Source organism: Streptococcus sp. SR1 (genome assembly GCF_000526075.1).
In the GTDB taxonomy this organism is placed as follows: Bacteria; Bacillota; Bacilli; order Lactobacillales; family Streptococcaceae; genus Streptococcus; species Streptococcus halitosis.
Map to the genome: position 1 here is coordinate 201,789 of NZ_JATR01000013.1, position 11,252 is coordinate 213,040.

Below are 11,252 nucleotides of genomic sequence, written 5' to 3' on the forward strand. Positions count from 1 at the left end.
ATCTCTTCAAATTGTAACAAATTTAGGTTATTTCTTCAATGGATGCTACTTGGAGATTGAAAAAGCCTAAGCAATTCTGCTTAAGCTAGCTTATTTGGTACGCATTTCCCCTTGTGGGAAGTAAGTTCCTTCTGGCATATCGTTGATGATGACATGAACGGCAGATTGAGGTGCTCCAGTGTTACGGACAACAGCTTCCGTTACTTCCTTAGCAAGAGCTTTCTTTTGCTCGAGCGTGCGACCTTCAAATAAATCGATGCGTACAAATGGCATAATAGCTTCCTCCACTAGTTTTTTATTTCTTCTATTTTACCACATTTTGCCGTTTAAAGCTTCAGAAAATTATGATATACTAGAATGTAGCAAAAATTTAGAAATGGACGTGAAATAGAAGCATGGCACAGTTGTATTATCGTTATGGGACCATGAACTCTGGTAAGACGATTGAGATTCTTAAGGTGGCCTATAACTACGAGGAGCAAGGAAAGGGAGTTGTGATTATGACTTCGGCTCTGGATACGCGTGACGGTGTTGGCTATGTGTCGAGTCGAATCGGTATGAAACGCCCAGCCATTGCGATTGAGGAAACGACGGATATCTTTGGTTATATCCGAGACTTACCTGAAAAACCTTACTGTGTGTTGGTCGATGAGGCCCAGTTTCTCAAGCGTCACCATGTTTATGACCTAGCTCGTGTTGTTGATGAGCTAGACATACCTGTCATGGCTTTTGGTTTGAAGAATGACTTTCGCAATGACTTGTTCGAAGGTTCAAAATACCTCTTGCTCTTAGCAGACAAGATTGAAGAAATCAAGACCATCTGTCAGTACTGTAAGAAAAAGGCGACTATGGTGTTGCGAACTCAAGATGGTGTGCCAGTCTATGATGGCGAACAAATTCAGATCGGTGGAAATGAAACCTATATCTCAGTCTGCCGAAAACATTATTTTGCGCCTGAAATCAATAAGGAGAATGAAGAAAAATGAACATCTATGATCAACTACAAGCTGTAGAAGACCGTTATGAAGAATTAGGAGAATTGCTCAGTGACCCAGATGTAGTGTCTGACACCAAGCGTTTCATGGAGCTTTCAAAAGAAGAAGCTTCAACTCGTGATACGGTAACAGCCTACCGTGAGTACAAACAAGTCCTTCAAAACATCGTTGACGCCGAAGAGATGATTAAGGAATCAGGTGGAGATGCGGACTTGGAGGAAATGGCCAAGCAAGAACTCAAAGATGCCAAGGCTGAAAAAGAAGAATACGAAGAAAAACTCAAAATCTTGCTCCTTCCAAAGGATCCAAACGATGATAAGAACATCATCCTTGAAATCCGTGGAGCAGCCGGTGGAGACGAAGCAGCACTTTTCGCTGGAGATTTGTTAACTATGTACCAAAAGTATGCGGAAGCCCAAGGCTGGCGCTTTGAAGTCATGGAAGCCTCTATGAATGGTGTCGGTGGATTCAAAGAAGTGGTTGCTATGGTTTCTGGTCAATCTGTATACTCTAAACTCAAGTATGAGTCTGGTGCCCACCGTGTGCAACGTGTCCCTGTGACAGAAAGCCAAGGCCGTGTACATACTTCGACAGCGACAGTCCTTGTCATGCCTGAAGTGGAAGAAGTAGAATACGATATTGATCCAAAAGACCTTCGTGTTGATATCTACCACGCATCAGGTGCTGGTGGACAGAACGTCAATAAGGTTGCGACTGCCGTTCGTATCGTTCACTTGCCAACCAATATCAAGGTTGAGATGCAGGAAGAACGTACCCAGCAGAAAAACCGTGAGAAAGCCATGAAGATCATCCGTGCCCGTGTTGCTGACCATTTTGCTCAGATTGCTCAAGATGAACAAGACGCTGAACGTAAGTCTACTATCGGTACTGGTGACCGTTCTGAACGTATCCGTACTTATAACTTCCCACAAAACCGTGTCACAGACCACCGTATTGGCTTGACTCTCCAAAAACTAGATACCATTTTGTCTGGTAAATTGGATGAAGTTGTGGATGCCTTGGTTCTTTATGACCAAACACAAAAATTAGAAGAATTAAACAAATAATGAAATTAGCTCAATTATTTTCAGATTTTGAAGAAGAGTTGATAAGACAAGGAGAGGAAGCAGAAAGCCTCTCTTTTGTCTATCGTAGCTTAAAAAATCTCTCTTTTACGGACTTTGTCTTTGCTCTTCAACAAGAGGTAACAGAGGAAGAAAAACAATTTGTAGAAGAAATTTACCAGCAGTTAGTGGCTCACAAATCGGCACAGTACATCATTGGTCACGCAGATTTTTTTGGAATGCAGTTAAAAGTAGATGAGCGGGTTTTGATTCCTCGTCCAGAAACAGAAGAGTTGGTGGAACTCATCCTAGCCGAAAATCTTGAGACGAACCTTTCAGTTCTTGATATCGGGACTGGAAGTGGTGCTATAGCTCTTGGATTAGCTAAAAATAGACCAGATTGGTCAGTGACAGCAGCAGATATTTCCCAAGATGCCTTAGAGCTTGCATCAGAGAATGCTAAAAATCAAAATCTTAATATATTTTTTAAAAAATCTGATTGTTTTGCAGAAATTTCTGAAAAATATGATATAATTGTATCCAATCCACCCTATATCTCTCGTGAAGATGAGTCAGAGGTCGGTTTGAATGTTTTACATTCGGAGCCTCATCTAGCTCTCTTTGCAGATGAGGATGGCCTAGCTATTTATCGCAGAATTGCGGAAGATGCAAAAGACTATCTCACAGATGGTGGTAAGATTTACCTTGAAATTGGATACAAGCAAGGTCAAAGTGTTCCTGCGCTTTTTAGGAAACATCTTCCTGAAAAACGGGTACGAACACTCAAGGACCAATTTGGTCAAGATAGGATGGTTGTAGTTGATGATGGACAGGATTAGACAAGAGTTGGAAAAGGGCGGAGCTGTTGTTTTGCCTACAGAGACGGTTTACGGCCTATTTGCTAAGGCCTTAGATGAAAAGGCTGTCGACCATGTTTACCAACTCAAACGTCGTCCCAGAGATAAGGCGCTCAATCTTAATGTTGCTTCTCTAGAGGACATCTTGCACTTTTCAAAGAAACAGCCAACTTATCTACAAAAACTTGTAGAAACCTTTTTACCAGGTCCCTTGACCATTATTCTCGAAGCTAATGACCGAGTTCCCTATTGGGTCAACTCTGGTCTTGCAACGGTGGGATTTCGGATGCCGAGTCACCCCATTACACTTGATTTGATTCGAGAGACAGGTCCTTTGATTGGTCCGTCTGCCAATATCTCAGGTCAGGCAAGTGGAGTGACCTTTGCTCAAATTTTAGAGGATTTTGACCAAGAGGTTCTGGGTCTGGAGGATGATGCTTTTCTAACTGGACAGGATTCAACTATTTTGGATTTGTCTGGAGACAAGGTGAAAATCTTGCGCCAAGGGGCCATTAAGCGAGAGGATATTCTTGCTCGGTTGCCAGAGATTTCTTTTGAGGAGGAATGAGATGCTAAGAGATTTGCAAGCAACAGATGTGAATGCTATATGTGAGATTAACCAAGAGGCTTTGGGTTATTCTTTTAGTCCAGAGGACACAGCTAGTCAACTAGCTAGACTATCTCAGGATTCCCATCATTTCCTACTTGGCTATGAGGATGCAGCCAGCCATGTCCTACTTGGATATGTCCATGCTGAAGTTTATGAATCCCTTTATTCCAAAGCAGGATTTAATATCTTAGGCTTAGCGGTTTCACCTCAAGCACAAGGGCGAGGTATCGGTAAATCCTTGTTGCAAGGGTTGGATCAAGAAGCAAAAAGACGGGGTTATGAGTTTATCCGCTTAAATTCTGCCGATCACCGTCAGGGTGCTCATGCATTTTATGAAAAAGTTGGTTATACTTGTGATAAAGTGCAGAAACGGTTTATTCGCATTCTTTAGTTTATTTTCTTCCTTGTAAAAACAAACTAAAGGACCAGTCACACTAAAAAGGAGAAGACCTATGATTTTTGATAAAGACGATTTTAAAGCATACGATGCTGATCTCTGGAATGCTATTGCCAAAGAAGAAGAACGCCAACAAAACAATATCGAGTTGATTGCTTCGGAAAACGTGGTTTCCAAGGCTGTTATGGCAGCTCAAGGGTCTATCTTGACAAACAAATATGCCGAGGGTTACCCAGGACGCCGTTATTATGGTGGTACAGATGTGGTAGACGTTGTAGAAACTTTAGCTATTGAACGCGCGAAAGAAATTTTCGGGGCTAAATTTGCCAATGTCCAACCTCACTCAGGGAGCCAAGCCAACTGTGCTGCTTACATGGCCTTGATTGAGCCAGGTGATACGGTTATGGGAATGGATTTGGCTGCTGGTGGGCACTTGACCCACGGAGCTCCTGTTAGCTTCTCTGGTCAAACCTACAACTTTGTTTCTTATAGCGTGGATCCTGAAACAGAACTTTTGGACTTTGATGCTATCTTGAAACAAGCCCAAGAAGTAAAACCAAAACTAATCGTAGCAGGTGCTTCAGCCTATTCTCAAATTATCGACTTCTCAAAATTCCGTGAAATCGCAGACGCTGTCGGGGCTAAGCTCATGGTAGATATGGCTCATATCGCTGGTTTGGTTGCTGCTGGTCTACATCCAAGCCCAGTTCCATACGCTCATATCACAACAACAACGACCCACAAAACCCTTCGTGGACCACGTGGTGGTTTGATTTTGACTAATGACGAAGAACTTGCTAAGAAAATCAATTCAGCTATTTTCCCTGGTATTCAGGGTGGACCTTTGGAGCATGTTATTGCTGCCAAGGCTGTGTCATTCAAAGAAGTTTTAGATCCAGCCTTCAAGGAATATGCTGCTAATGTCATCAAAAACAGCAAGGCTATGGCAGCTGTCTTCTTGCAAGACCCTGATTTCCGTATCATTTCTGGCGGTACTGAAAACCACCTCTTCTTAGTCGATGTTACTAAGGTTGTTGAAAACGGAAAAGTGGCTCAAAACTTGCTGGATGAGGTTAATATTACCCTAAATAAAAACTCAATCCCTTACGAAACTTTGTCACCATTCAAGACAAGTGGGATTCGTATCGGAGCAGCAGCCATCACTGCACGTGGATTTGGTGAAGAAGAATGCCGTAAAGTGGCTGAACTCATCATTAAAACTCTTAAGAATGCAGAAAATGAAGCTGTATTAGAAGAAGTGAGAAGTGAAGTCAAAGCGTTGACAGATGCCTTCCCATTATACGAGGACTAATACTTTTATGGACATTTATATTAAGAAAGCTATTATCCATCAGTTCAGCCCAGATGATACGGAGTTGTTCCTAGCGGATAAGTTTCTCAATATTACTCCAAAAATCGAGGAATACTTGCGCAAAAAAATCGAACGTGTGTATTCAGATGAAGCTAAGACTGGGATTTTCGAAGAAGAAAATCCCTTCTTCAATCACATCACAGACGATTTGTTGGAGACATCAGTAACACTGGCTAATCTCTGGAAAAAGGAGTTTAGTATTTCTGAAAATCTCAAGACCAATGACTTGGTTTTTGTTCAGTTTTCTAAAGAAGGCGTTGAACATTTTGCTTTCTTGCGAATTGCTCTACGTGAGACCTTGACTCACCTTGGTGGAGAAGTTGATAACCCAATCAAGCTAACTCAGAATAACCTTCCTGGATTTGGAACGGGGGCTGATGAGGCCTTGGTGGTCAATCTTCAAAGTCGCAAGTACCATCTCATCGAAAAACGCATCAAGTACAATGGGACTTTTTTGAACTATTTTTCAGATAATCTCTTAGCTGTTGCTCCTAAGATTTCGCCAAAAAAATCCATCAAGGAACTGGAAAAAACGGCCCAGAGAATTGCTGAATCTTTTAACACAGATGATTTTCAATTTCAATCCAAGGTCAAATCAGCGATTTTCAACAATCTTGAAGAAAACAATGAGTTGTCTCCTGAGAAATTGGCTAATGACCTTTTTGACAACAATCTGACAGCTCGTTTGAGCTTTATCGACCAAGTAAAGGAAGCCGTACCAGAACCAGTCCAGTTCGATGAAATTGATGCCAGTCGTCAGCTCAAGAAATTTGAAAACCAAAAGCTTTCCTTGTCAAATGGAATCGAGCTCATCGTTCCCAATAACGTCTATCAAGACGCAGAATCGGTCGAGTTTATCCAAAATGACAATGGAACCTACTCTATCTTAATCAAAAATATCGAGGATATTCAAAGTAAATAATGTTTAAATTTATAAGAAGAGTGCTTGTGCTAGCAGTCTTCCTTTTCGCAGGATATAAAGCTTATCATATCCATCAGGATGTTAAACAAGTCATGACCTACCAACCCATGGTTCGAGAAATCTTGAGTGAAAAAGATACTCCAGCCAATGAAGAGTTGGTGCTTGCCATGATTTATACCGAAACAAAAGGAAAAGAAGGGGATGTCATGCAGTCTAGTGAGTCTGCAAGTGGCTCAACCAACACCATCAATGACAATGCCTCCAGTATTCGTCAAGGGATTCAAACTCTAACAGATAACCTCTATCTGGCTCAGAGCAAGGGGGTAGATATCTGGACTGCCGTTCAAGCCTATAATTTTGGACCTGCCTATATAGACTTTATCGCTCAGAATGGCAAGAAAAATACACTAGCGCTGGCCAAGCGTTATTCCCGTGAGACTGTTGCCCCAATCCTTGGCAATACCACTGGAAAGACCTATAGTTATATTCACCCTATTTCTATCTTTCACGGAGCTGAACTCTATGTAAATGGTGGAAACTATTACTATTCTAGACAGGTACAACTGAACCTTTATATCATAAAATGTTTCACTTTCTTTTCGACATCTGGTTAGACCAGGTGTTTTTTGCTATAAGTTTTCTTTAAGATTGTTTTATTAATCTAGAAAGGTAAAGGAGGGAATATCCCATGAGAAAGAAATTCTTTCTAATAAGTGCTGCAGTATTGTGGGCCGCAACAGCTATGACGAGCGTCCACGCAGCAACCGATGTTCAAAAAGTAATCGATGAAACCTATGTACAACCTGAATATGTTCTAGGTTCTTCTCTATCTGAAGACCAGAAAAATCAAACTCTTAGCAAACTTGGCTATGACGCATCAAAAGACACCAAAGATATCAAAACTATGACACCTGATATCTATTCGAAAATTATGAATGTGGCTAATGATGCTAGTCTACAGCTCTATTCATCAGCTAAGATTCAAAAGCTAGGTGATAAGTCGCCTCTAGAAGTCAAGATTGAAACGCCTGAAAATATCACCAAGGTGACGCAGGATATGTATCGTAATGCAGCGGTGACCTTGGGAGTAGAGCATGCTAAAATCACAGTCGCAGCTCCTATTCCAGTTACAGGTGAAAGTGCCCTGGCAGGGATTTACTACTCGTTAGAGGCCAATGGTGCTAAAGTACCGCAAGCCAATAAAGACTTGGCCCAAGAGGAACTAAAAGCCCTATCCGATATTAATGCTGAAAATAAGGACAAATCAGGCTACGATGCCAATAAACTCAATGTCGCTTTGGCAGATATCAAGACAGGAATCGCAAAAGCAAAAGAAGCCAAAGGTAATTTGACAGAAGAGGATGTCCGCAAAATTGTAGAAGACACACTAAAAAACTACAAACTCGATCAGGTTATAACAGGAAACCAGGTCAATATCATCATCAATTTTGCACTCAACCTCTCAAAGAGTGACATCTTGAATAATGCTGATTTCACTAAAACCCTAAATGACCTTAAGCAAAGCATTGTCTCCCAAGCTGGAGATAGCTTCAAAAATATCAACCTCAACTTTGATGCCAATAAAGCGCTAGAAGACGGTGGCAATTTCTTGAGTTCTCTTTGGCAAGCCATTGTCAACTTCTTCAAGAGTTTTGGTGCTTAGGTCATTTCATGATATAATAGATGGTAACAGAAATGTTGCCGTCCTTTTTTTGTCGGCTGATAGAAAGTGAATAATATGTTAAAGAAAAATGATATTGTAGAAGTTGAAGTTGTCGATTTGACCTATGAAGGTGCTGGGGTTGCTAAGGTAGATGGTTTGGTTTTCTTTGTAGAAAATGCTCTACCAACTGAGAAAATCCTCATGCGTGTCCTTAAGGTCAATAAAAAGATTGGCTACGGGAAAGTTGAAGAATACCTTACTTACTCTCCACACCGTAACCAAGACCTTGACCTAGCTTATCTGCGTTCAGGCATCGCTGACTTGGGGCATCTTGCCTATCCAGAGCAGCTCAAGTTTAAAACCAAGCAAGTCAAAGACAGTCTCTACAAGATTGCTGGTATTACCGATGTAGAGGTCGCCGAAACGCTCGGTATGGAACATCCAGTCAAGTACCGAAATAAGGCTCAGGTTCCCGTTCGTCGAGTGAATGGTGTCTTGGAAACTGGCTTTTTCCGTAAAAATTCGCACGACCTCATGCCTCTTGAAGATTTCTTTATCCAGGATCCTGTCATTGACCAAGTCGTAGTAGCTCTTCGAGACATGCTCCGTCGTTATGATTTGAAACCTTATGACGAAAAGGAACAGTCTGGCTTGATTCGGAATCTTGTGGTGCGACGTGGGCACTATTCAGGACAAATCATGGTCATTTTAGTAACAACTCGTCCAAAAGTTTTCCGAGTGGAGCAGTTGATTGAACAACTTATCAAGCAGTTCCCAGAGATTGTGTCTGTCATGCAAAATATCAACGACCGAAATACCAATGCGATTTTTGGTAAGGAGTGGAAGACTCTTTATGGTCAAGACTATATTACCGACCAGATGTTGGGAAATGACTACCAAATCGCTGGGCCAGCTTTTTATCAAGTAAATACTGAAATGGCTGAAAAACTTTATCAAACAGCTATTGATTTTGCAGGATTAAAAGCAGATGATGTGGTGATCGATGCTTATTCTGGTATTGGAACCATTGGCTTATCAGTCGCCAAGCACGTCAAGGAAGTCTATGGAGTTGAGGTCATCCCAGAAGCAGTAGGGAATAGCCAGAAGAATGCTGCATTAAACAATATCACAAATGCCCACTATGTCTGTGACACTGCTGAAAATGCCATGAAGAACTGGCTCAAGAAAGGTATTCAACCAACCGTTATCTTGGTCGACCCACCACGCAAGGGTTTGACCGAAAGCTTTATCAAGGCAAGTAGCCAAACAGGAGCTGACCGTATTGCTTATATCTCCTGTAATGTCGCAACCATGGCGCGTGACATCAAACTCTACCAAGAGTTGGGATATGAGTTGAAGAAAGTCCAGCCGTTTGATCTTTTTCCGCAAACGCACCATGTGGAGGCAGTAGCGTTGATGTCAAGGGAGGATAAATAAAGGCTGAAAAGTGGCGTATTTTCGTTTTTTGTAAGGTTGTTATCATCAGAGAAGCCTGACGGGAAGCTCGGTTTTCTTATATGGAAATATATCTACTAATCGAATTTGCCGAGGCTCAAAAATAAGTGGTACGGTTTAGGCTGTGGATTAGATGTCAGGAGTTGTGATAGTGATTTGGATAACAAGGCTGACCGTAGTTCAAGCCACTCTATATTAAGGGGTAGCCTCGGCAGTGGAATAGATGACAACAAAATTTTAAAAATGTTCACCCAAAACATATAAATAGTGATATAATAAATAGTTATAAAGGAGGGAGGTAGAGACAATGAGCTATAAAGTTTTAGATGTATGTCGTCATGTGATTAATTATAGCAATGAGCACGACTACGGAATCTCAAATTTAAAACTTCAGAAGGTACTTTATTTTATTCAGGCTTATTTTCTGACAAAAAAGAAAGACCACACTCCTTGTTTTGATGAGAAAATTGAAGCATGGGATTTTGGACCAGTTGTGCCAGAAGCATACCATGAATATAAACAGTATGGAAGTGGAGATATTCCTACGATAGAATCTTTTATTATGTTTGATGAAGATGATGTTTGGAATTCTAAAAGAGTTGAGTTTGAGGACACAGCAATTTCGGATGATGATAAATCTCTTATTGATAAAGTCGTAGATAAATTTGCAGATTATTCAGCGACAGACCTTGTGTCATTGACGCACAGACAATCGCCATGGATCGACGCATACACTCCGTATCAGAATAACGAGATAACAATCAAGACAATAAGGGAGTATTTTAATGGCTGATGCTAATTTGGATGTATTGCTCCGAACGACAGATAATACAATAATATCGCTGGAGCAGTCAAAAAAATTTACATACACCAAAAGAAAAATTAACAGTATTTGTAAAGCATTGTCTCTAAAGACTCAGAATTACGAGCCACAAAAAACAGTCGAAAATATAGAATCATATATTTCATCAAGCAACAAGTTAGACAGAATCCTTTATTCGGAGATAAGTAATTATGTCTATTCATTGGAAATGTCAGAACGAGGGATTTTTGCTACAAATTTAGAAAAGTTGTTGCTTTATTCACTTGATGATAAAAATGATGTAAATGATGACTGTAAGAAGATGATTGTAAAGATTTACGACCATTTTCAGCTGGCATTACATCAGATTGAAAACGTTAATAATATTTTTGCTAATAGTATTGAAGAGGCAAAAGAGAACCTACAAAAGCAAATAAAAGGTGTTGAAAAAGAATATATCTCCATACTTGGGATATTCGCCGCAATTGTATTGGCATTTGTTGGAGGAATAACATTTTCAACATCCGTTCTGCAGAATATTTCTGTGGTAAGCGTATTTAGACTACTGCTGGTAGTTGATTTCTTGGCATTTGTTCTTATTAATGTAATATATATTTTGGTAAAATTTATTTTTACAATTAACGAGAAGGATGCAAAGCTCTTTAATATTAAGGCGTTGAATATTGCATGTTTAGCTATTGCTATAATTATTGTGATTTCATGGACACTCAATGCAAACCAGATTCGAGACTTTATTTCTCAGTTTTTACCTTGGAGTAAATCATAACCATTCGTCTATGTACTGACCCCAAAAAGTTAGAAAAATAATAATTGAAAGGATTCAGTTCTGTATTGTACAGGGCTAAGTCCTTTTAGTTTTACCTTAATTTGTTTATTGTTGTAGTAATCAATATAGTCTACAATAGCTTCTTCAAGGTCTTCTAAAGACCTAAAATTCTTCTCATATCCATAAAACATCTCAGACTTAAGAATGCCAAAGAAGGACTCCATCATACCATTGTCTGAGCTGTTGCACTTGCGTGACATAGATGGTTGGATTCCCTTACTCTCTAGGAACCGATGATAAGAATCGTTCGTTTTGTAAACGAATTTTT

Annotated in this window: 14 protein-coding genes; 12 read left to right on the forward strand and 2 right to left on the reverse strand. The window is 40.3% G+C overall.

Going from position 1 to position 11,252, the window contains the following annotated elements; translation table 11 throughout:
• Positions 1-90: 90 nt before the first annotated feature.
• Entirely contained in the window at positions 91-273 is a 183-nt protein-coding gene (locus HMPREF1518_RS03685) for a 4-oxalocrotonate tautomerase (protein WP_001117401.1), read from the reverse strand.
• A 122-nt stretch (positions 274-395) separates the two neighbouring features.
• On the opposite strand from HMPREF1518_RS03685, the gene HMPREF1518_RS03690 reads away from it, so the two are divergent.
• The 12 genes from HMPREF1518_RS03690 (at position 396) to HMPREF1518_RS03745 (ending at position 10,924) form a co-directional block, all read left to right on the forward strand.
• Positions 396-986, forward strand: coding sequence for a thymidine kinase (locus HMPREF1518_RS03690; protein ID WP_033584205.1), 591 nt, complete (start codon positions 396-398; stop codon positions 984-986).
• The gene (gene prfA / locus HMPREF1518_RS03695) at positions 983-2,062 is read left to right on the forward strand and encodes a peptide chain release factor 1 (RefSeq protein ID WP_001028815.1); all 1,080 of its coding nucleotides are present in this window, start codon (positions 983-985) and stop codon (positions 2,060-2,062) included. The genes HMPREF1518_RS03690 and prfA overlap by 4 nt, the downstream gene beginning before the upstream one ends.
• Positions 2,062-2,898: a peptide chain release factor N(5)-glutamine methyltransferase gene (gene prmC, locus HMPREF1518_RS03700; RefSeq protein WP_033584206.1), complete on the forward strand. Its 837-nt coding sequence runs from the start codon at positions 2,062-2,064 to the stop codon at positions 2,896-2,898. The genes prfA and prmC overlap by 1 nt, the downstream gene beginning before the upstream one ends.
• Positions 2,882-3,484 (forward strand): L-threonylcarbamoyladenylate synthase, encoded by a 603-nt coding sequence (locus HMPREF1518_RS03705; RefSeq protein ID WP_033584208.1) that lies wholly within the window; start codon positions 2,882-2,884, stop codon positions 3,482-3,484. Before prmC ends, HMPREF1518_RS03705 begins: the two co-directional genes overlap by 17 nt.
• Before the next feature lies 1 nt (position 3,485).
• Complete coding sequence (locus HMPREF1518_RS03710) at positions 3,486-3,917, forward strand: GNAT family N-acetyltransferase (protein ID WP_033584210.1); 432 nt, start codon at positions 3,486-3,488, stop codon at positions 3,915-3,917.
• A gap of 61 nt (positions 3,918-3,978) precedes the next feature.
• Positions 3,979-5,235: a serine hydroxymethyltransferase gene (glyA, locus tag HMPREF1518_RS03715; RefSeq protein ID WP_033584212.1), complete on the forward strand. Its 1,257-nt coding sequence runs from the start codon at positions 3,979-3,981 to the stop codon at positions 5,233-5,235.
• A gap of 7 nt (positions 5,236-5,242) precedes the next feature.
• The gene (locus HMPREF1518_RS03720; protein WP_033584214.1) at positions 5,243-6,217 is read left to right on the forward strand and encodes a nucleoid-associated protein; all 975 of its coding nucleotides are present in this window, start codon (positions 5,243-5,245) and stop codon (positions 6,215-6,217) included.
• Entirely contained in the window at positions 6,217-6,831 is a 615-nt protein-coding gene (gene pmp23, locus HMPREF1518_RS03725) for a cell wall hydrolase Pmp23 (RefSeq protein WP_033584216.1), read from the forward strand. Before HMPREF1518_RS03720 ends, pmp23 begins: the two co-directional genes overlap by 1 nt.
• A gap of 74 nt (positions 6,832-6,905) precedes the next feature.
• Positions 6,906-7,880, forward strand: a complete 975-nt coding sequence (locus HMPREF1518_RS03730; RefSeq protein ID WP_033584218.1) for a DUF1002 domain-containing protein — start codon at positions 6,906-6,908, stop codon at positions 7,878-7,880.
• A gap of 75 nt (positions 7,881-7,955) precedes the next feature.
• A complete protein-coding gene (rlmD, locus tag HMPREF1518_RS03735) occupies positions 7,956-9,317 on the forward strand; it encodes a 23S rRNA (uracil(1939)-C(5))-methyltransferase RlmD (RefSeq protein WP_033584220.1) in 1,362 nt (453 codons plus the stop codon).
• A gap of 325 nt (positions 9,318-9,642) precedes the next feature.
• A complete protein-coding gene (locus HMPREF1518_RS03740; RefSeq protein ID WP_033584222.1) occupies positions 9,643-10,128 on the forward strand; it encodes a Panacea domain-containing protein in 486 nt (161 codons plus the stop codon).
• Positions 10,121-10,924: a hypothetical protein gene (locus tag HMPREF1518_RS03745; RefSeq protein WP_050589083.1), complete on the forward strand. Its 804-nt coding sequence runs from the start codon at positions 10,121-10,123 to the stop codon at positions 10,922-10,924. Before HMPREF1518_RS03740 ends, HMPREF1518_RS03745 begins: the two co-directional genes overlap by 8 nt.
• A 29-nt stretch (positions 10,925-10,953) precedes the next feature.
• Here the strand turns inward: HMPREF1518_RS03745 and HMPREF1518_RS03750 are convergent.
• A partial coding sequence (locus HMPREF1518_RS03750; protein WP_156025210.1) for an IS3 family transposase occupies positions 10,954-11,252 on the reverse strand: 299 nt, incomplete at its 5' end.